20 protein-coding genes and 1 pseudogene are annotated in these 20,976 nt (G+C 44.7%); 12 read left to right on the top strand and 9 right to left on the bottom strand.

Going from position 1 to position 20,976, the window contains the following annotated elements; genetic code table 11:
* On the bottom strand, positions 1-915 hold the full coding sequence (gene ltnD, locus ACED41_RS09720; RefSeq protein WP_371724880.1) for an L-threonate dehydrogenase: 915 nt from the start codon (positions 913-915) through the stop codon (positions 1-3).
* Between the two features lie 280 nt (positions 916-1,195).
* On the opposite strand from ltnD, the gene ACED41_RS09715 reads away from it, so the two are divergent.
* Positions 1,196-1,954, top strand: a complete 759-nt coding sequence (locus ACED41_RS09715) for a DeoR/GlpR family DNA-binding transcription regulator (RefSeq protein ID WP_017072299.1) — start codon at positions 1,196-1,198, stop codon at positions 1,952-1,954.
* A gap of 180 nt (positions 1,955-2,134) precedes the next feature.
* Positions 2,135-2,596, top strand: coding sequence for a hypothetical protein (locus ACED41_RS09710; protein WP_017069722.1), 462 nt, complete (start codon positions 2,135-2,137; stop codon positions 2,594-2,596).
* A 43-nt stretch (positions 2,597-2,639) separates the two neighbouring features.
* Here ACED41_RS09710 and ACED41_RS09705 read toward each other — a convergent pair whose 3' ends face one another.
* The 4 genes from ACED41_RS09705 to ACED41_RS09690 all read right to left on the bottom strand — a co-directional run bounded on the left by ACED41_RS09705 (position 2,640) and on the right by ACED41_RS09690 (position 7,142).
* Positions 2,640-4,871 (bottom strand): hypothetical protein, encoded by a 2,232-nt coding sequence (locus ACED41_RS09705; RefSeq protein ID WP_017064008.1) that lies wholly within the window; start codon positions 4,869-4,871, stop codon positions 2,640-2,642.
* 431 nt (positions 4,872-5,302) lie between these two features.
* Entirely contained in the window at positions 5,303-5,641 is a 339-nt protein-coding gene (locus ACED41_RS09700; RefSeq protein ID WP_017060926.1) for a hypothetical protein, read from the bottom strand.
* A gap of 199 nt (positions 5,642-5,840) precedes the next feature.
* Complete coding sequence (locus tag ACED41_RS09695) at positions 5,841-6,815, bottom strand: Gfo/Idh/MocA family protein (RefSeq protein WP_371724879.1); 975 nt, start codon at positions 6,813-6,815, stop codon at positions 5,841-5,843.
* Between the two features lie 3 nt (positions 6,816-6,818).
* Positions 6,819-7,142: a putative quinol monooxygenase gene (locus ACED41_RS09690; RefSeq protein WP_017060928.1), complete on the bottom strand. Its 324-nt coding sequence runs from the start codon at positions 7,140-7,142 to the stop codon at positions 6,819-6,821.
* Positions 7,143-7,248: 106 nt separating this feature from the next.
* On the opposite strand from ACED41_RS09690, the pseudogene ACED41_RS09685 reads away from it, so the two are divergent.
* Positions 7,249-8,105 (top strand): annotated as a pseudogene (locus ACED41_RS09685) (LysR substrate-binding domain-containing protein).
* A 28-nt stretch (positions 8,106-8,133) separates the two neighbouring features.
* On the opposite strand, the gene ACED41_RS09680 reads toward ACED41_RS09685, so the two are convergent.
* From ACED41_RS09680 to ACED41_RS09670, 3 genes are all read right to left on the bottom strand, one after another.
* Complete coding sequence (locus ACED41_RS09680; RefSeq protein ID WP_371724878.1) at positions 8,134-9,342, bottom strand: winged helix-turn-helix domain-containing protein; 1,209 nt, start codon at positions 9,340-9,342, stop codon at positions 8,134-8,136.
* A gap of 34 nt (positions 9,343-9,376) precedes the next feature.
* Entirely contained in the window at positions 9,377-10,024 is a 648-nt protein-coding gene (locus ACED41_RS09675; RefSeq protein ID WP_102428459.1) for a DsbA family oxidoreductase, read from the bottom strand.
* A 180-nt stretch (positions 10,025-10,204) separates the two neighbouring features.
* Positions 10,205-11,002: a Cof-type HAD-IIB family hydrolase gene (locus ACED41_RS09670; RefSeq protein WP_371724877.1), complete on the bottom strand. Its 798-nt coding sequence runs from the start codon at positions 11,000-11,002 to the stop codon at positions 10,205-10,207.
* A 262-nt stretch (positions 11,003-11,264) separates the two neighbouring features.
* Between ACED41_RS09670 and ACED41_RS09665 the strand changes: the two genes are divergently transcribed.
* The 5 genes from ACED41_RS09665 to arsB all read left to right on the top strand — a co-directional run bounded on the left by ACED41_RS09665 (position 11,265) and on the right by arsB (position 15,225).
* Positions 11,265-12,428, top strand: coding sequence for a glycosyltransferase family 2 protein (locus tag ACED41_RS09665; RefSeq protein WP_371724876.1), 1,164 nt, complete (start codon positions 11,265-11,267; stop codon positions 12,426-12,428).
* A complete protein-coding gene (locus tag ACED41_RS09660; RefSeq protein WP_371724875.1) occupies positions 12,425-13,087 on the top strand; it encodes an START domain-containing protein in 663 nt (220 codons plus the stop codon). The genes ACED41_RS09665 and ACED41_RS09660 overlap by 4 nt, the downstream gene beginning before the upstream one ends.
* 31 nt (positions 13,088-13,118) lie before the next feature.
* Entirely contained in the window at positions 13,119-13,526 is a 408-nt protein-coding gene (locus tag ACED41_RS09655; RefSeq protein ID WP_029235181.1) for a glycine zipper family protein, read from the top strand.
* Between the two features lie 192 nt (positions 13,527-13,718).
* Positions 13,719-14,060, top strand: coding sequence for a helix-turn-helix transcriptional regulator (locus ACED41_RS09650; protein ID WP_017064015.1), 342 nt, complete (start codon positions 13,719-13,721; stop codon positions 14,058-14,060).
* Positions 14,061-14,169: 109 nt separating this feature from the next.
* A complete protein-coding gene (gene arsB, locus ACED41_RS09645; RefSeq protein WP_017065681.1) occupies positions 14,170-15,225 on the top strand; it encodes an ACR3 family arsenite efflux transporter in 1,056 nt (351 codons plus the stop codon).
* A gap of 89 nt (positions 15,226-15,314) precedes the next feature.
* Here arsB and ACED41_RS09640 read toward each other — a convergent pair whose 3' ends face one another.
* The gene (locus tag ACED41_RS09640; protein ID WP_371724874.1) at positions 15,315-16,205 is read right to left on the bottom strand and encodes a LysR family transcriptional regulator; all 891 of its coding nucleotides are present in this window, start codon (positions 16,203-16,205) and stop codon (positions 15,315-15,317) included.
* 129 nt (positions 16,206-16,334) lie between these two features.
* Between ACED41_RS09640 and ACED41_RS09635 the strand changes: the two genes are divergently transcribed.
* From ACED41_RS09635 to ACED41_RS09620, 4 genes are all read left to right on the top strand, one after another.
* Positions 16,335-16,766 carry a PACE efflux transporter gene (locus tag ACED41_RS09635; RefSeq protein ID WP_048610473.1) on the top strand — a complete coding sequence of 144 codons (432 nt, stop codon included), beginning with the start codon at positions 16,335-16,337 and terminating at the stop codon, positions 16,764-16,766.
* Positions 16,767-17,214: 448 nt separating this feature from the next.
* Positions 17,215-18,069: an MIP/aquaporin family protein gene (locus ACED41_RS09630; protein ID WP_019827050.1), complete on the top strand. Its 855-nt coding sequence runs from the start codon at positions 17,215-17,217 to the stop codon at positions 18,067-18,069.
* Positions 18,070-18,128: 59 nt separating this feature from the next.
* Positions 18,129-19,649: a glycerol kinase GlpK gene (glpK, locus tag ACED41_RS09625; protein ID WP_371724873.1), complete on the top strand. Its 1,521-nt coding sequence runs from the start codon at positions 18,129-18,131 to the stop codon at positions 19,647-19,649.
* A gap of 292 nt (positions 19,650-19,941) precedes the next feature.
* Positions 19,942-20,727, top strand: a complete 786-nt coding sequence (locus ACED41_RS09620; RefSeq protein WP_017064020.1) for a DeoR/GlpR family transcriptional regulator — start codon at positions 19,942-19,944, stop codon at positions 20,725-20,727.
* Positions 20,728-20,976 lie beyond the last annotated feature (249 nt).

Here is a 20,976-nt window from a genome sequence, read left to right as displayed (position 1 = left end):
TTATTTCTCCGCCTTTGACGTGTTTACACCTGGCAGGTCAATACCTTGGAAGACTTTTATCACTGCACTGTCGTCTTCTTGACCAAATCCAGCATTACTCGCGCTAACGAACATGTTCAGTGCAGCACTTGATAATGGGAGTGGGAATTTCAGGTTTTGAGCGGTATCTGATACCAAGTTCAAATCCTTCACAAAGATATCAACCATAGATTTTGGAGAGTAATCACCATCGACTACGTGCTTCATGCGGTTCTCGAACATCCAAGAGTTGCCCGCTGCATTCGTAACAACGTCGTACATCAAATCAAGCGGAATGTTTGCGCGTGCGGCTAGTGCCATCGCTTCAGCGCCCGCAGCAATATGAACACCTGCTAGTAACTGGTGGATAATCTTAACGGTCGCACCAAGGCCAATGGTCTCGCCGATGTTGTAGACTTTAGCTGCAGTTGCATCAAGTACCGGAGCCAGTGCTTCAAATGTGGTCACCGCACCTGAAGCCATAATCGTCATTTCACCCGCTTCTGCTTTTACTGCACCGCCGGACACTGGCGCATCCAGCATCACAAGATCATGTTCAGCAAGCTGAGCTTCGATTTGTTTCGCGTCTTCTGCTGAGATCGTTGCCGAGACCATAACTGGCGTGTTAGGTCTCAGTGCCGCCGCAAGACCAGTCTTAAACAGTACCGTGTTAACTTGAGCTGCATTCACAACCAATACCAAAACTGAATCAAGTTTGTCGGCAAACTCAACCGCGCTTGTAGAGACCGCTTTTGCGCCATATTCACCCAAGTTTTCAATCGCTTGCGGATTCAAATCGAAACCATATACATCAAGGCCTGCACGCACGCATGACTTCGCTGCGCCCATGCCCATAGAACCTAAACCGATAACACCAACAGATTGAACTTCTTTCATAGCAAGATGCCTTTCACGTAATTATTGAATTCTAGATTTGTTAATTCTTGTTTATGTTTGTGATTATATGTGAAGCAATCGAATGCGACTTAGTGACAAGTCACACATTTAACAAAAATTAACATTAATGAGTAATTTAACCCTTTAGAGGCATTAGATAAGGGTAATTTCGGCAGCAATCACAGTTCTAATTGCTATTTCACAACAGATATTCACAGATATTCACAAAACAACCAAAGATTGATAGGATGATGAAAAATAAGAACATAGAAGAAGAATCATGATTCCAGCGGAACGTCAGAGAACCATTTTGTCACTATTATCACACCAAGAAGTGATCAGTATTTCTGAGCTTGTTGAGCACTTAGAGGTGTCTCATATGACTATTCGTCGAGATATCGTAAAGCTAGAGACATCAGGGAAAGTGATTTCAGTTTCGGGTGGCGTTCAGCTGACTAAAGCACTTCACAGCGAATTGTCACACGACATCAAGGTAGAGCAGCAAGCAAGCGAAAAAGCTCAAATAGGTCAACTAGCTGCTCAATTGGTTCCTGAGTATTCGACTATCTACTTAGACGCTGGAACAACCTCTTTGGAGATCGCTCACCAACTTGCAGGGCGAGATGATCTGCTTATCATCACCAATGACTTCGCGATTGCCGCATACCTAATGAACAGCACACAATCTGAGATTTACCATACTGGTGGCAAGATTGACCGTGAAAATCAATCGAGTATTGGGGGAAAAGTAGCTGAGTTCTTGGCAGGGATGAATATTGATATTGCGTTTATCTCTTCTTCATCTTGGAATCTAAAAGGGCTCTCGACACCTTGTGAAAATAAGGTATTAGTCAAACAAGCCATTGTTCAAGCAGCTCATTCAAACTATCTGATTTCAGACTCAACCAAATACGGACGTATCGCTACTTTCCACGCCTTAGATTTAAGTGCGCTTGATGGCGTGATCACCGACATTGATCTTTCGAGTAGTGTGATTGATGAGCTTCAAGACAAAGGCATCAAGGTCATTAATTCGTAACGGAGCCCTCATCAAATTTCAGGCTCACCAACCAAACATTCAGAGCCTGAATACCACAACTCCAAAATCATCTATTTATCCACTCGATAAAAATAATTCTTACAATTAAGCGTTTATATTCATTAATAATATTGGCGGCGGGCGGCATAATAGCCGCGAATCCTTCTAACGAGTTTGGTTATGTTCTACAAGCGTCTTTTGGTATTGGCTTTACCGCTTACTTTTGTGTTTTCCACCCATGCTGAAACGTTTGGTGAACGAATGGCGCGCATCGAACAAGAGAATGTACTGGCGAAAACCATGAGTGAAGAACAAGTTGAATTGATACAAAAAGTCGTACAGACCAACCACTGCGCTAAAGTGGCGTTAACCCATCACCAACGCATTTTGGGCCAATATAAGGTTGAGACATCTTCTTCTGAGTTATTCGTAAAATGGCGTCAACTCGGTAAGCAGTTAGACGCTCAATACGAGATGGATTACCCCGGCTACCCTAAGCACGCTTTTCAAGAATATCCTGCGGCTTCAGGCAAAGTCGATGGCTACCTTTTTGCTCTAATCGACAATGGTTTAAACGAGCAATCGTGGATCGCCAAAGAATTTAAGCAGTGTAAAAAGAATAAACTCATATCCCGAACCTAAGCTCAAGTCTGCTCTGGTTCGAGAGTACTCACTCACATTGGTTCTAATAAAGTAAGAACAGCCCTTCATAACCGCCAATTTCGATTTCACTCACATAGTCACCAACGTTACCGTTGGCATCAACAGGTTTCATTGGAACATCCAGCGCGATGGTGAGTTTTGCCGCGTCATAAAAGCTCGGATTCTTACCGTGGAAATCCGTGCGATACAACACACGACCATTGCTGAACTCTCTCGCTAACACCATGTCCTCAGGGCCACCAGCAACCACCTGATTTTCAGATTGATACATAAAGTACGTGAACGTCGGTAGAACGTGAGTGATACCATTGGGCAGATCAGCATGCACCATTTCGTTCATCGAGGAATCGCCAACGATGGTGTAGTCAGCAGGCTGAGGTGTCGTTGTCGAAAGCATCAAAGGAATCGGCGCAAAGCCATGTGGGATTTGATGACTCGGCTCTCCCAAGTCAACGGCCAATAACGAACTGGGTTGGTAGGCGATGTTTTTAGGGACACCACTTTGCCAGAAAGTGTCAGCCGTCGTATTGCCACTTCCATAGACGTAACCATTGTTCCACTGATTAAAGTAGCTATGTTGAGCGTGTCGATTGAGGTGGTAGATCGCTAGGGTCGAGTATTGGTCTTGCTTCCAATTATCTTCACTATTTCCAAGATACTGAACTCGCCCATAACGCGTTGTCGCCTGAAAAATAACACTTTGCCCATTGTAGGCGAGCGCAGAATTATCCCAGAATTTTGAGATCCCCGAGTAACCACTAAACCCAGTAGACGGAAAAATGTAGTGCTCGCGTAAATACAGAGAGCCCGCCTCGCTAAGATGAGACTGTCCATTTCGACCCAGTAAGTTCGCGGTTCCGATATTCAACCCAATCGACGCATCACTTTCTAAAGCAGAAAGATTTTTGAGAAACGCTGAAAATTGTTGCTTGTAGAGATCATCCGCTTGATTCGAACCCGCAACAGCTCCTAATTCTTGAACATGCCCGCCAGAGTGAACATAGAACTGGTTCGAGCCAATGAGTTTATTTGTGTCGTCGTTGTACGCACCATTCAAACCTTGTCTTGCCCAGCTTTGCTTGTAGTAGCGATGAATAGCAGATAGATAATCCGCGTTTGCGACGTTCGTTAGCGACCAAGATGAGTTAGCGCTCCACATTCGACCAAATGGCACCACTCTTGATTCCCAACGAAAACGTGCTGTCGCGTTCTTATTGGTTCGATTTCGATACTCGCTTGGCGACAAGTAGTTATCACCATCTAGATCTGCAGACACATCAAAACCACGGATTTTTCGCCATTGGCTGATAGCATTGCCGTCCGGGGTTGAAGTCGGAGCATCGGTTAACTTGACGGTTGGAAAACTGTTTTTGAGTTTTACTTCTTTTAAACGCGGCCTGTCGTCGGCATTCTCACTTTGCCAACGAACTCTCACAACGTATAAGCGCCCACCATCTCTCAAAAAGGTTGAACCAAAATACTGGCCGCCGCCATAACTCGCACCGCTCCCATCATGAGTTGTGGCTCTTAACCAGTTATCCGGAAGGTTCCAGATCACCGATTGGTTTTTGGTCATATTGAGCGTTTTGTCTTTCTTTACATCAAGCCTTTCCCATTGTGAAACCCTACCCTGAGAATCAATAGCAGTTGGGTATTCAATCCAAAATTCACCGCTGCCAGCAAACTGTGAGAACTTAAAGGTCAGCCGTTCGAACTGTTCAGCATGATAGACATACAAAGCCCCACCCTGTTCGAAATTCTCAAACACATCGGCATCCCACGGAGGCTCTTGATACAACCAAAAACCAGCATGGTCTTCACTGGCTGTATAACCCAAGATCATAGGTTTTCGGTTTAAAAGGGTCTTTTCGCCATGAGTTTTATCAACTTCGGCAATGACAGTATCTTCAGAAAAGTGCAGGAAATAGTCTTCGAAATTGAGGCCTTCTAACTCAGCTTGGTTACGGAGATCGTTCTCCAACCAACCCGAGTTCATCGCCATGACTTGGTTGTACATATAACCAATTGTCGTGGCCCGCTCATTGTCGGCTTTGTCGGCATAAGCTCCGAACACAATATCACTGTTGGAAATTTCCCAATCAATGACGGCATTCGTAGATAGTGGGGAGCCCAAAAGATCAACACCAACTTCATGTTGCCCTGGCAGCACAACCGCTGTACCAACAGCAAAAGCGTAACCAGCGATTAAACATGACGGTATGAGTGCGAGCAGCCCAGAAATGTAGGTTTTCATGATTCAAATTTCCTAATCGATACTGTCATGCCTTAAATCACAAAACGAAAAGTCAGCCAACTTACGTGTCAATTTAGGAATCAAAATACGAAAAAAGTATCGACTACATGGCTCTATTGTTCAAGTGCTCGTCTGTCTTGTTTCATCGGTGGCAAGTAAAACGAGCAAATGCCGATTCAAAATCAATGCATTAAGGAAAATATAAGTTTTTGTGATTTTAATTTTATTTGGAAACCAAGTATCTCCGGCTAACGAGAAATCAGCTCAGATTTTCTCAAAATGAGAATAATACGGTTTGGAAGATGAGAAGTTATCAGAGCCTAGAACTCAGAATAGGACTTGGATTTGCTGTATCGAATCTCAGTTTGAGCGCCACACTATTGAAACTCAATTTGGATAGGCTGTCTAAACAAGAACGATGACAACGCTCCTTAAAGCCTCTTGTTCCACTTCCCTTGATGGTCGCGATCGCAATTTTCTTGCGTATCGTAGCTAACATGCTTATCGATATTCTTCAGTTGAATTCCAACTTGATTGAACGCTTGTTGAATAGCCCCTGAGACACTCTGTTGACCTTCGCCACTTAAGAAGTTCGTTCTATCCTGATTGGTATCGAATACACAGACAATTTTCAAACTTTGCGGAAAAGATGAGAAGTTGACCGAGTGAGTCACCCATAAAAAACCATCGAAGCCTTTCAGCGTGTCTTCACAAACGTCAGTTAACACGTCTCTGATTTGATTCTCGATTTTCTTATCTGATTTACGCATGCGGCAAAGGTCCTATTTAACACCTTAAAAAATAAGGTTTTTCGGTCAGTTTCGTACTACCTGATATTGGACACTGTGGCGGTTTCAAATGCAAAGTATTTATTGGGGAGAGTCGACTGGAAGATATAGAGGAAACGCCTCATGTTTGATAGCTTACGAGGCGATCAAACATGAGACGAGTATAGAATTTACTAAAACATTAGCTCGCCGCTTGTTCCCAATCAGTTAATAACTTCATGATTACGCGAGAGTCTTGGTGGGTTGCCATTGGCGCAGCAAGTTGTGTATCACCTTGCTCAACCGCTTGGCGGATATTGCGCACTTGATAATGGAAACCATCACCTTGCGCTTCGACTTTCACTTCACGTGTCGACGTTTCATAGATCTCTACCGTAAACGTGTTTTCTGCCGTCGGTAGCCATGGATTAGTATCTAGCGTGATACAGCCTTTGCTGCCTAGGATCGTAAAACCATGCTTTAAACCGTGGTCTTCAGCAGTGTGGATTTGTGCGGTAAAACGGTCGTTGAAATGCATCATCGCCGACGATTCACAGATATTGCCATCTTCGTCTCGTCGACCGATTGCTGAGATCTGCACGTCATCGAACACGCTCTCACCAAATTGCTGCTGCGCAACAGAGTGAATCAGCGACATTGGGTAACAGCCAAGGTTATATAGCGCGCCTTTGCTCGCAGGATTCACGAACTGATCAATCGCCGCAACGTAGGAACCTTGAATTGAACGCACTTCGCCAATCTCACCAGTTGCCAGTTCTTGATGAAGCTTGGTGATAAGTGGATGGTTTAAATACATCAAACCTTCAGCAAAGAATACGCCCGCTTCTTTCACGGCTAGTAAAGCTTGCTCGGTTTTTTCCATATCTACCGACAAAGACTTCTCACACAAGATCACTTTGCCTTTTTGAGCCGCTTTAATCACATACTCATGATGAACGTGGTTTGGTAGAGCAATGTAGATAATGTCGACCGACTCATCTTCAAGCAAGGCTTCATAGTTGTTGAAGGTTCGTGTTGGCTGGTATTGGGCAGCAAACTCATTGAGTGTTTTCTCTGTGCGTCCAGCAACAGCATACAGCTCACTTTGAGCATCGCCTTTAATCGCATCCGCCATTACGCCTGAGATAAAGCTGGTTCCTAGGATTCCCCATTTCATGTCTTAGATCTCCTGCTCTTGTGCTTTGATAGGCCCACGTTGCGTTTCGAATGCTTGAACCAACTCGGTAATATCACGCTCAATAAACGCTTGGGTATGAGGCATCACAAAGTGCTGATTGATCGCCTCGCGGTTTACGTATTGCTCAAGCAAGATCACACGATCGCTTTGGCTTTGATCATAGGTTGCAATTGCTTGTAGGCAGCCCCGTTCGCTTTGCATGTCTAAACAAAACTGTTCGATAGCTTCGAGCGCAGCTGCTCGTTCTATGTTGGTTTTGATCTTAAGTTCGGCAGTAACAAAGATAGTTTCATTCGTTTGAGGCATTGCACGCTCTTATTTTAGTTAATTATCGGTTTGCCATTAATATAATTAACCCCTAATAATTGATAAACTCACGTTTTGTTTATTGTTTATCAACCAAGAATGTTCAATGGATAAGTTAACCAGCATGAAAGTCTTCGTCTATGTGGTGGAACAAGGTAGCTTTCGCAGCGCCGCAAACCACTTCAACCTGTCGGCGACCATGATCAGTAAGCATGTCCATTCATTAGAAACCAGTCTGAACTCTCAGCTGATCCACCGCACCACGCGTAAGCAATCGTTAACCGATTCAGGACAGCTTTACTATCGTGAGTGTAAGCGAATTCTCGAAGACATCAGCAATGCAGAGAACCTGATTCAAACCTTAGAAAATCAACCGCAAGGCACGGTAAAAATTAACTGCCCAGTTACCTATGGAAACAAGGTGCTCGCCCCTATCGTGGCCAAATTTCTCGCACATCACCCAACCATCAACGTTGAGCTGATGTTGAATAATGACCTTGTCGACCCTTATTCATCCGACATTGACCTGATTGTGCGAATTGGCGACCTGTCCGATTCAAGCTTGGTCGCAAGGTATTTAGGGGATTATGAGATGTGTTATTGCGCGGCGCCGAATACCTTAACCAACATGCTCAGATCAGAGTATTAGAAGACTTGGCACAACACCCATCGCTTGGATTCAGTTACAGCAGCCAAGCTCCTCACGCCACACCGAATAAAGAACGTGTGCGCTTGATGTCGAATAATGGTGATGTGTTGCGGTATGCCGCCCTGCAGGGTGTGGGCGTGTTGTTGCAACCGACTATCTTAGTCGCAGAAGAGATTGATCGTGGAGCGCTGTTGGAAATCCTACCCGGCATGGCGCCGTTACCAAAGCCGATTCACTTGCTCTACAAAACCAAGCAACTGTCGTTGAAGAACAGAACCTTTGTCGAGTTCTTGTTAGCTGCGTTTGCTGAGTAACTAAGCGCTTTCTAAACAACAAAGACCGCTAGACTGTTTGCCATTGGCTCATCAAGCGCTTGCCAAGATCAGAGGGCGTGGTGTTATGGACGATCATCTCATCACATTGGTTGAACACCATGAAGTGTTTTAGTTCATCGCATAAAGCATGAACCAACGACTCATGGTTTTTAATTCGCTCTTCCACAACCAAGTTACGGATATTGAGCAAACCACTCTTCCTGTCGACCTTGCAATCCATTCGTGCCACCAGCTCACCTTGCCACAGAATCGGTAAGCTAAAATAACCAAACTGACGCTTGGCCTCTGGAACATAGCATTCTAGGAGGTAATCAAAGTTGAACAATGATTGCATTCGCTTTCGTTGAATCAGCAGGTTATCAAACGGAGACAGTATCTTAAGCTTGGTTCTGGAAAGAGGTTGATTCAGCAGTTCAAAAGCACCTGGCAGGACATAGTAATCAGAGCCTTGAATATCTACTTTCAGAACCTGCTTATCTTCAAGCATCTGTTGGAGTGCTCTCTGAATCAAAGGCTTTGTGTTCTTGAGTAGGTAGCTCATTTCCGACGCTATTCCAACTCCGTTAGCCTCTAAGTAACGCTTTATGAGATGCTCGATGTACTCTTGTTCTGTCGGCTCAGAGGTATCAATTCCGCTCGGTAAAACTCGCTCGGTTAGGTCATACACCTTATGAAAGTTAACTCGGCTTGGCACCATTAAGTCGCCTTGCATGAACAATGTTTCTAATGCTTGCTTGGCCGGTTTACCGCCCCAACCGCCGGGGTTTGGCCTATCCCCTTCAAAATCTTTCGCCATCAACGGCCCTTCATTCTCAATACGTTTGAGAACATGAGCCATCAGTGCGTCATCCTTTTTATACCAATGCTTGAGCTTACCGCTCGCAAAGCCATTCTTGCGGTGTAGGCTGAACCGGAAGTCACGCATGGGTAAATACGCGGCGGCATGCGACCAATACTCAAATACTTCTCGACGCTCTAACAGCTTATCAAGATGGTTCAGTTGGTAATCTTGATTGCGATTCCAAAGCGTGTGGTGGTGAGCTCGCTGAATCACAGAGATGGTATCAATTTGCACATAGCCAAGGTTTTTAATCGCAGACAACGTGTTCGCCAAAGCGCCCCCATTGCGTTGCTTTTTAGGTGGCAACTTCTTAGGCGGCAGCTTTTGCGAAAGCAATACCAGTTTTTGCGCTTGAGCGAGTGACAGTGATTCCATGAAATTCAGACTCTAATTGATAGCAATGATCCGTTTATGATTCAGCAATAAGCTCTTGAAGAATCTGCTTGTAGGTTTCTACCGTCTGCGCGCCCGTTACTGCACTCTTACGGTTGAACACCACAGCAGGAACCGCAGAGATCCCCATGCGTTGCCATTCAAACTCTTGCGCTTCAATTTGCTTCAAGTTGTCGGTGTTCTTTAGGCGCTTCAGTGCCTTCGTTGAGTCTAAGCCAACCGCTTCAAGCTCTTGTGCAATGACTTCAAGATCGGACAGGTCTTTTTGCTCTGTGAAGTGAGCAGCAAAGAAGCGTAGCTTTAACTCAGTCTGTTTGCCGTGCGCTAGTGCAAAATCGAGAAGTACATGTAGATGACGTGAATTGACCATTCTCATACTGTCATAGAAATTGAAATCGAAACCAACCGCTTGGCCGCGAGCCGAAAGCTGTTCTCGTGAACGTTGGCTCTCTTCTGCGCTAGAACCGTATTTTCTCATGATATGGGCACGCAGGTTTTCTCCCTCTTGCGGCATGTCAGGGTTAAGCTCAAACGGCTGCCATTCAAGTTCAATCTGGTCTTCTAAACCAAGTTCCGCAACGGCTAGCTCTAAGTTTTTGTAACCGACTACGCACCACGGGCACATTACGTCAGAAATAATATCAAGTTGAAGTTTCTTGCTCATAATCATTCCAAATATCGTTACTAAGGCGTATCCAATTCAAAGTGAATACCCATCTTTCTGGTTAGACTACAACAAGCTGAACACTCGTTCAAATTTAACTCAATACAACAGCAGCCAACAAAAAAGCCAACTCATTTTCACGAGTTGGCTTTGATAAAAATCGAATCTAGCTTAAGAGCGTTACGCTAGCAACTTCTCAAGTACTTGGAACACACCCGCGTCAACGTTACTTGGCGCGCCAAAACGCGCGATCTCTTTTAACTTTGGATGCGCGTTTTCCATCGCGTAAGAGTGGTAGCTCTCTTTAAGCATTTCCAAGTCATTTAGGTAATCACCAAAGCTCATGGTCTGCTCGTAAGTGAAACCTAATGTGTTCTGTAGATGTTTAATCGCCGCACCTTTTGACGCTTCAGCGTTCATCACATCTAACCAAATTTTTGCGCTTACAACCACTTGGTAGTTCTCACCGAATTTGGTATCAATAGTTGGGTTCACTTTCTCTTGTGAACCGTCGAAGTGACAGATAGCCACCTTGATGAAATCGTCTTCTACCGCCAGTAAGTCTTCTACTTGCTCACGGCGATGGTAGTACTTAGAGATCTCCGCCAGAGCACGCTCATCTTTGGTTTCGATGTATGCCGATTTCTTACCGCATAGCACCACATGCGCGCCTTCAATAGCTCGAGCTTCTTTAATGATCTCTTTAATGGCATCGGTATCAAGCAAGCAGCTGTAAAGTTCTTGGCCTTTGTGCATCACTAATGTGCCGTTTTCAGCAATAAACATCATGCGATCTTTAAGCGGGGAAAATGTTTCTAGCAAGCTGTAATACTGGCGGCCAGACGCGGCAGCAAAAATAATATCTTGCGCTTCTAAGCGCTCATAAAGATTGAAAAACTCAGGGTCGAGCTTTCCATGCTCATCGAGTAAGGTGCCATCCATATCAGTCGCGATAAATTTGATGTTTTGTTGGGGCATGTCGGGCGTACCTATTATTGGATTATGATCATTCGTTATCTTGAGTAACGGTTCTGGGTTCGATTATATCGCTAGAGTCGCTGGTGAATACAATGCTTATTTTACCGCCTGTCAGTCACTGTTTCACATCTTTCCAAGGCAAACGCTAACAGAAGCGCATTCCAGTTTGAAGGGTTAAGTCCTACATACAAGATGTGCGTTAGGTCACACTCCACTATATTCTTTCCTGTCTATCCATCACTTTATTCCGACCACAGTCATTATGATTTTAGCTATTATTACGACCTTGCTTTGCATCGTTACCGTCAAGTTTCTAATCACACTTGCGAACTTAGAGCGTCATCGTATTCACATTGAACCTAAAATATCGTTCAAAAGAACTGAGTGGCCGACTGTTTCCGTCATTATTCCTGCGCGAAATGAAGAAGACAATATTGAAATCAGCCTTGGCTCTCTATTGAAGCAGAGCTACCCAAAAGACAAGTTTGAAGTCATTGTTGTTGATGACTTTTCTACTGACTCAACCCGTGCAAAAGTAGAAGCATTGATCAGTAAGTTCGACGTTAACGCGCGCTGTATTTCAGGTAGAACGTTACCGACCGGATGGCTTGGTAAGAGCAATGCATGTATGGCTGGCGCACTCAACGCGAGCGGTGAATATGTGTATTTCATTGATGCAGATACCGATTCAGCACCCGCGATGCTACAGAGCGTTATCGACTTTGCTATCCAACAAAAAACTGATCTCTTATCGTTTAATCCAAAACAAACTTTTGCGTCTGTGGCAGAAAAAGCGACCTTGCCGGGCATCTTTCTATCGATCGCATCTTATATGAACTTTAAAAACTCGAACGACATGACTAAGGAAGAAGCGATTGCTAACGGTCAGGCGATGTTGTTTACCCGAAAATCCTACGACGCAGTCGGTGGACACGCCGCAGTAGCAAACGCGATATCGGAAGACATCGCCTTTGCAAAAGTCATGAAGGTCAATGGATTTAAGATTTTCTGGGCATTTGCAGACAAACTAATGAGTACGCACATGTATTCAGACTTCAACTCAATCTGGGCTGGCTTTTCCAAAAACATGAATCTTATTGTGAATTGTCAATCGCAAGCACAAGCTTTAAAAGTCTTCATCAAAGCCAACATCATCGCATGGGCGGGACCGCTTTTGATGCTGGTATCGGCGAACGCCTTCATCAGTGACATGTCTGCCATTCATGCTTATTCGCTCATTGTCAGCTCTGTGATGCTCTTGGTGTCGATCGTCACCTACTTCATTTTGGTTAAGGAACTGTTTGTTCCCGCAAAATTTGCGTTAACCGTACCCTTCGGTATTTTTGTTCAAAGCCTACTCGTGCTGAACAGTTACCGCTTATCTAAAACCAATAAAATCAGCTGGAAAGGGCGCTCATTAACATGATGAATAAGATTATTACTTTGCTTCTTCTTGCTTGTTCAGTTTCGGTGTTTGCATCAGACACCGATGGCTGGTCACTGGCACGCGATAAAAAAGGCATCGAGGTTTATAACCGTAAAATTGAAGGCAGTCACTTTAAAGAATTTCGAGCAGAAGGCGACATCAACGCGTCCCTCACTTCTATTATCGCACTCTTTATCGATACCTCTGTTGGCACGCAATGGGTAGAAAACATCGATGACATGGAAGAAATAGAGCATTTTAGTGCGGCGCACACGATCACCAAAACCTATACCAAGGCACCTTGGCCAGTTGCCGATCGTGAAGCTATCGTAGAGAACGTCATCACTCAAGATCCAGAGACGATGGTTGTCACCATTGATCAGCATGGTAGGCCTGATTACCTGCCAAACAATAATAAAAAAGTCATCAGAGTGGCTGAATTAGAGGCGAGTTGGATCCTGACACCAATCGACGAAAACACCACCCATATCTCTTATCGAGTATTGAGTGATCCAGGTGGCGATATTCCGTATTGGCTCATTAACATGGTGGCCGTTTCTCAGCCTTACAACACGCTTCGCGGGTTATCTAAGATGTTGGATTCTGGTGAGTACACCGATCGTCGCCTTGATTTCATCGAGAACTACACGTCACTTTAACAATGCAATGAATACTCTAGAGGTCTATATTGTGAAATTTCCATTCTCTCCAATCGCAGCGATATTGCTTGTAGCATCAAGTTCAGTATTTGCTAATCAAATCATTGTCGATACTAAAGGTGTTGATGAAACACAGTATCACGCCGATCTGTATGAATGTGAGCAATACGCTCAACAAGTGAAGCCTGAAGAGGTCGATTCTCTTGGCAGCGATATTGTCGGTTCAACCGCTAAGGGTGCAGCGCTGGGTGCGGTTGGTGGAGCCGTCTCTGGCGGGAGTGGTCATGATGGTGCAAAAATTGGTGCTGGCATCGGTATTATCAGCGGCGCTTTAAAGCACGGTGCTCAAAAAAGACAATCCGCCGAGCTATCTGAGCAGCAGAAGTTTCAAGTGAATCGTAACTGTATGATCAACCGAGGCTATACCGTTCTTAACTAACGGATAACCGAGCAAAATGGCGTTTAATCGATGTTCACGCCATTTTGCGTAGCTGAGTCAAAGCAGAGTTCAACCATAGTCCCTGAATCGCCACCTTAAAGTTCGTTCAAATAGACAGTGAGCATTGACCCCTATTTAAAATAGGCTTATCATTAATCGTCTTTTAACGATTAATGAAAGTGAGACGTCAATATGAACTCAACTTGCTCGACATCTGGTGGCTGTTCTCTGCCCATCGAACACGGTGATGCTAAAGCAGAAAAGCAAATGGCCGCACTGGCGAAAGCACTCGCTCACCCAGCAAGAATACGTATATTGAGTATCCTTTCCACGTTAGAAAAATCGGGCGGCTGCTTGAACAGTGATCTGGTGAGTGAATTGGGTTTAGCTCAATCAACGGTATCAGAGCACTTAAGAATATTGAAAGCCTCAGGTTTTATTACGGCTGAGTCGATTCCGCCGAAGATGTGTTACCGCATCGACCGCGACAATATTCAACGCTTCGAATCGATATTTAACAGCATTTTAAAATAGAAGTTCACGCTTGAATGATCGGCTTTGATAGCCTTTACTTTTAAGCGTGTTTTTTTGCCACAACCAATCGTTTTTCGACGATTTACGATATCAACTAAGAGAGATTATCATGAAACCAAAGTTAGGTTTTCTAGATCGCTACTTAACACTGTGGATTTTTATTGCCATGGGCCTTGGTGTACTACTCGGCACCCTATTCCCACAGATCGAACAGTGGAACGATTCAATGTCTGTTGGCACCACTAACATTCCGCTTGCGATTGGCCTTATCTTAATGATGTACCCACCTCTGGCTAAGGTTAACTACAACCTGCTAGGCACTGTGGTAAAAGATAAGAAAGCCATTAAGCTCTCTTTGATCATGAACTGGATCGTTGGTCCAATTCTGATGTTTGTATTGGCACTAACTTTCTTGGGAGACCACCCAGGTTACATGGTTGGGGTGATTCTGATTGGTCTTGCTCGTTGTGTGGCGATGGTTCTGGTTTGGAACGACATCGGCGGCGGTAACAAAGAGTACGGCGCGGCATTGGTTGCTCTAAACAGTGCATTCCAAGTGGTGAGCTACAGCTTTATGGCGTGGTTGTTCATCAGCGTTCTTCCACCAGTATTTGGTTACGAAGGCATGTTGGTTGATATCTCGATGATCGACATTGCACACAGTGTACTTATCTACCTAGGTATCCCATTCCTAGCGGGCTTCCTAAGCCGTAAGATCCTTGTGTCGATGAAAGGCGAGCAGTGGTACAACGATGTGTTTATTCCACGTATCTCTCCAATCACACTGATTGCACTACTGGCAACCATCGTTCTGATGTTCAGCCTGAAAGGTGAAATGATTGTTGAACTGCCAATGGACGTTCTATTAATTGCGGTTCCACTGACTATCTACTTCACTGCGATGTTCTTCATCAGTTTCTTCATCGGTAAAAAGATGGGCATCGAGTACGACAAGAACGCATCAATTGCATTTACAGCAACAGGTAACAACTTCGAGCTAGCGATTGCCGTGGCTATCTCAGTATTCGGTATCAACTCAGACCAAGCGTTTGCAGGCGTTATCGGTCCACTGATTGAAGTCCCTGTGCTGATTTACCTTGTGAACGTGGCGCTTAAGATGAAAGACAAGTACTACAACGGTCAGACGGTTAAACCTAGCGTATAGCATCTACGTCTACACCTAGAACTAGAACTAACAAAAAGCAGCATCACTTTGAACAGAAAGGCTCACACGTTAAACGGTGAGCCTTTTCTTTATTCAGTTTCGTCTAATAGGCCTTTCAATGCTTGTTCAAGCCAAAGTAATGCAGGACCTTTTGAGCGTGTTTTAGACAGAACAAGATCAACCGGAGGCGACCAAGTTTTATGGTCAAATGACACATTCACCTCTACCAAGCGCTGTTTAATAAGCTCTTCTTCAACAAGGTGTTTCGGTAAGTATGCCCAACCGATATCGCTACCAAGAATCATCTCTTTAATGACGATAAAGCTGTTTGACCACCATACCTTTCCGGCAATCAGCGGAAACTGATCCATCACCTTACCTTTGTCTCCCCTCAACATTAACTGACGATGCGGGAGTAAGTCAGAGAGTTTCGCCACACCTGTTTTTGCGAGCGCATGACTTGGATGACACACAGCAATAAACGGTAAGTGACCGATAAAGCAAGGCTCAGAGCCGACATCAAAAGCCAAGTTGGTAAACATCAATCCAATGTCGGCCCTCTCTTCGATAATCAACGGATTGACCTCTGTCGTGGTACACGCAACCAGTTCAACTTCGGTCGCAGGGAATTGTTGACTGAACTGACTAAGGATCTTAGATAGGTTCGGAACCAGCAATGAATCATCTAATGCAATTTTGATGAGCCCCTCTTCACCGCTACCCATCGCGTTAACCGTCACATTCAGATCTTCAACCTGAAGCACGATTGCTTTCACCTGTTTAAATAACTGCTCACCCGCTTTGGTTAGTGAAGGCTTTCGAGTCGAACGATCAAAAAGCTCAACATTAAAATCGATTTCAAGATTACTGATGCCTTGGCTCACCGCCGACTGTACCTTACCCAAATGACGAGCACTGGCAGAAAATGACCCTAATTCAACGGCATACACAAACATTTTCAGTTGTTCAATGTTGTACATTCGGTTTCCCCCAAACTTACTATCACTATATGTGATACTAACTATCTTTATATTATCACTTAAGTAGATATTATCTAGCCAAGTCATTAGCCCATCGGCGGCTATTTAATCGTAAAGAGAGTTAGAAAAATGTCACATAAAGAACGCATGTTGCACATGGTGCTATTTGAATTGGTTGCTTTGGTTCTAATGGCAGGGCTTGCAACCTATGTTACAGGAAATGGCGCAGGTGAAATGGCAGGCTTAGCGCTTGCAATATCATTGATAGCGATGGCTTGGAACTACGTTTACAACTATGGCTACGACAAAATTTACGGAACAGACCGAAGCAAAAGAACCACGAAAACACGTATCCTGCACGGATTAGGTTTTGAGCTTGGCTTAATGACAGTGACTCTACCTGTCTTGATGTGGGTTCTACAACTCGACTTCCTAACCGTACTGATCATGGACATCGGCCTAGTTATTTTCTTCGTACTTTACGCGATTGCGTTCAACTGGGCGTATGACTCGGTTCGAGATCAATTGGTAGCGAAAGGGAAAGTGGCAGCTTTGGTTTAGAGCGGTAAGTTCGTATCGTATAACAAGAACATACACCCAAATGAAAACTGCCAAACTACAACATAGTTGGCAGTTTATTCATTTATGCATATAAGCTCATTTGTTAACGCCCTTGTTACATAGCAAAAACATCACACAGCCCTCCCTAATTAAGTCTAATAATCCACCACTCACGAAGTAGCATCACAAATCCAAACATAAACTCCTCGTACCAGTTGCGCATTCATTTACATATAGGTAGTTTGAGCGGCTTCGCAACCTATCAATTCGAGCAATGACGTTCATGCGAGCATCTTTTTCGAGCAAAAGTGTTCGGATTAACATTTCAAGTGACTTTAATTAACAATTTTATGCTCAAACGCTCACTTTTGATGTTCGTTTATTTTCGAGTTCGCAAATATATGCACAATACACGTGCTAGATAAGCAAAACTAAAAAGGACTCGAACATGACAACAAACAAACACCCTTCTTTATTTGGGCAATGCTTGGCTGAATTTATCGGTACAGGATTACTCATATTCTTTGGCGTTGGCTGTGTGGCCGCTCTGGTATTAACCGGTGCGACATTCGGACAATGGGAAATCAGCATCATCTGGGGCTTCGGTGTTGCGATTGCAATTTACTGTACTGCCGGCGTTTCAGGCGCACACATCAACCCAGCCGTAACGATTGCACTGGCCATGTTCCATGGTTTTGATAAAGCGAAAGTGGTGCCTTACATCATTTCGCAACTGCTTGGCGCTTTCTGCTCTGCAGCATTGGTTTACAGCCTGTACAGCAACCTATTTACTGACTACGAAATCGCACATAACTTCGTTCGTAGCAGCCAAGACGCACTATCAACTGCTGGTATCTTCTCGACTTACCCACATGCTTCACTTTCTTTCTTCGGCGCTTTTGCTGTGGAATTCGTGATTACTGCAGTGTTGATGTTTGCCATTTTAGCGTTAGGTGATGAGAACAATGGCGCATCTCGCGGCGCAATGAACCCTCTACTGATCGGTATTCTTATCGCGGTTATCGGTGGTTCTTTAGGTCCACTGACTGGCTTTGCAATGAACCCTGCTCGTGACTTCGGACCAAAACTTTTTGCTTACTTTGCAGGTTGGGATTTCGCACTAAGCGGTGCTCGTGATATTCCTTACTTCATCGTTCCAATTCTTGCTCCAATTGCTGGTGCGTGTTTTGGTGGTTGGTTGTACCCACGTGTTATCGGTGCTTACCTACCAGTTGAAGGCCAAGGCTGCACAATTCCAAACCAATGTGAAACAGAACAAGAAGCTGAACAAGCTCAAGCTTAATCACTAAGCGCCCCTACATTTACTAAAATATAAATAACAAAAGAAAAAGGATTCTTACCATGACCGAGCAAAAATACATTGTTGCCCTAGACCAAGGCACCACAAGCTCTCGCGCTGTAATCCTCGACCACGATGCAAACATCGTTAGTTCTTCTCAACGTGAATTTACTCAAATCTACCCGAAAGCGGGTTGGGTTGAGCATGATCCAATGGAAATCTGGGCAACGCAAAGCTCTACATTGGTTGAAGCTTTGGCTAAAGCAGGCATCCGCAGCGATGAGCTAGCGGGCATTGGTATCACTAACCAACGTGAAACCACCATTGTTTGGAACAAAGAGACAGGTAAGCCGGTTTATAACGCCATCGTATGGCAGTGTCGCCGTACAGCAGACATCTGTGAAGACCTTAAAGCGCGTGGCCTAGAAGACTACGTACGTGACAATACTGGCTTAGTCCTTGACCCGTATTTCTCAGGTACCAAAGTAAAATGGATTCTAGACAACGTTGAAGGCGCTCGCGAAGACGCTGAAGCAGGTAAGCTACTGTTCGGTACGGTTGATACTTGGTTGGTTTGGAAGATGACTCAAGGCCGTGTTCACGTTACGGATTACACTAACGCATCACGCACTATGTTGTTTAACATCAACGACCTATGCTGGGACAGCAAGCTACTAGACGAGATGGGTATTCCAGCATCAATGATGCCTGAAGTGAAACGCTCTTCTGAAGTTTACGGCCAAACGAACCTTGGTGGTAAAGGCGGTACTCGTATTCCAATCGCTGGTATTGCGGGTGACCAACAAGCAGCGCTTTACGGTCAAATGTGTGTTGAAGCTGGTCAAGCGAAAAACACATACGGCACGGGCTGTTTCCTACTGATGAACACAGGCCAAGAGAAAGTAACATCGAAGAACGGCCTATTAACGACATTAGCATGTGGTCCTACAGGCGAACCAGCTTATGCACTTGAAGGTGCGGTATTCATGGGTGGCGCATCTATCCAATGGTTACGTGATGAAATGAAGCTACTGGCTGGCGCAGAAGACTCTGAGTACTTCGCAACCAAAGTAGATTCTTCAAACGGCGTTTACGTAGTCCCTGCGTTTACTGGTTTAGGCGCACCATACTGGGATGCTTACGCTCGCGGTACGATTGTTGGCCTGACTCGTGGTGTTAACTCTAACCACATCATTCGTGCAACACTGGAAGGTATTGCTTACCAAACTCGTGACGTATTGGATGCGATGCAAGCGGACTCTGGCATCAAGCTAGCAAACCTACGTGTTGATGGCGGCGCAGTAGCGAACAACTTCCTAATGCAATTCCAATCAGACGTGCTAGATACAGAAGTTCACCGTCCTGAAGTAACTGAAGTTACCGCTCTGGGAGCAGCATACCTTGCTGGCCTAGCGGTTGGTTTCTGGGACAGCATTGACGAGCTTCAAGACAAAGCCGTTCTTAACCGCACCTTCATGCCGCACCACGACGAAGAGAAACGTAACCGCCGTTACAAAGGCTGGAAGCGTGCAATCAAGTGTGCACAGGTTTGGTCTGAACTGCACGATGACGACGAAGAGTAATACTGAGTATTCAGCTCATCGTTAATCATTAATCGTTGACCTAGGAACTCGAGCAGCCTCATCGATTAGATTGCTCGAACCTCAGCAAACGAAACTAAAAAGAGCACTATTTTGTGCTCTTTTTTGCGTTTCAGGCTCAAATTCCACTTTTTGACCAGCGTTTTTGCGGTTTAGACATGATTCCTTACCATCATTACTTCTCTCTTTTCATCAATTCGAGCACAATAGCGTGAGTTTATATTTTCGATTTTGACGCGCTAGAGCCCTTTGCGCGCAGGGAGTGGTAAGTTAAGTGAAGCAGATACCAAGACACCAGCAGATTGTAGATCTGGTAAAAACACAAGGATATGTGAGCACCGAAGAGCTCGTTGAAAAGTTCGATGTCAGCCCACAAACCATCAGACGAGACCTCAATGAACTTGCCGATAGAAACAAAATTCGTCGCTATCATGGTGGTGCAACCATTCCTTTAAGCTCGGAAAACACCTCTTATAACACGCGTAAAGCGCTTAACTTCAACGAAAAAGACGTGATCGCCGACGAACTGGTTAAGCACATCCCAGATGGTGCAACCCTGTTCGTTGATATCGGCACCACGCCAGAATCAGTGGCACGTGCACTCAATAAAAATCACAAACAGCTAAGAGTCGTCACCAACAACATTAACGTTGCCAGCATCCTTCTTCCGAACCCAGAGATCAAGGTTATCTTGGCGGGCGGTGAAGTACGTAACCGCGATGGCGGTATTGTTGGCGAAGCGACACTCGACTTTGTAAAGCAGTTCCGCCTCGATTTCGGCATCTTAGGCATCAGCGGCATCGACTTTGATGGCTCACTGCTCGATTTTGATTACCACGAAGTTCGTGTAAAACAAGCCATCATCGAAAACAGTCGCAGCATCTTCTTAGCCGTCGACCACACTAAGTTTGGTCGTAACGCGATGGTTAAGCTCGGCAATATCTCTCAGGCCCACATGGTGTTTACTAATAAGCAGCCACCGGAAGAGATTCTCAACATCCTTAAAGATTCGGCAATACCATTAGAAGTGATCGATACCGCTCGTCCTATGAGCGAATAACTAAACATAAGAGCTCAGTGACGCCACTTTCTTAAATGAATCACCATTCTTTATAGAAAAGTTAATAAAGTAAAACTTGCTCGCTGTCACTGTCGCTTCTATGCTCGAATTAGTCTTATTTGAACCTCTGCTTTCATAAGCAGAGGTTTTTTTATGCCCAAATCACATAAAACGCGCATAAACGAAAATAATAAATGACCGCAAACGAAAGTTCATATAGGATTCAATTATGTTCTAAAATGCTCGTTC

The sequence above is a fragment of the Vibrio sp. 1F255 genome, assembly GCF_041439145.1.
In the GTDB taxonomy this organism is placed as follows: domain Bacteria; phylum Pseudomonadota; class Gammaproteobacteria; order Enterobacterales; family Vibrionaceae; genus Vibrio; species Vibrio crassostreae_C.
The sequence above is the reverse complement of the archived record's forward strand: the minus strand, read 5'-3'. Positions and strand labels throughout refer to the sequence as shown.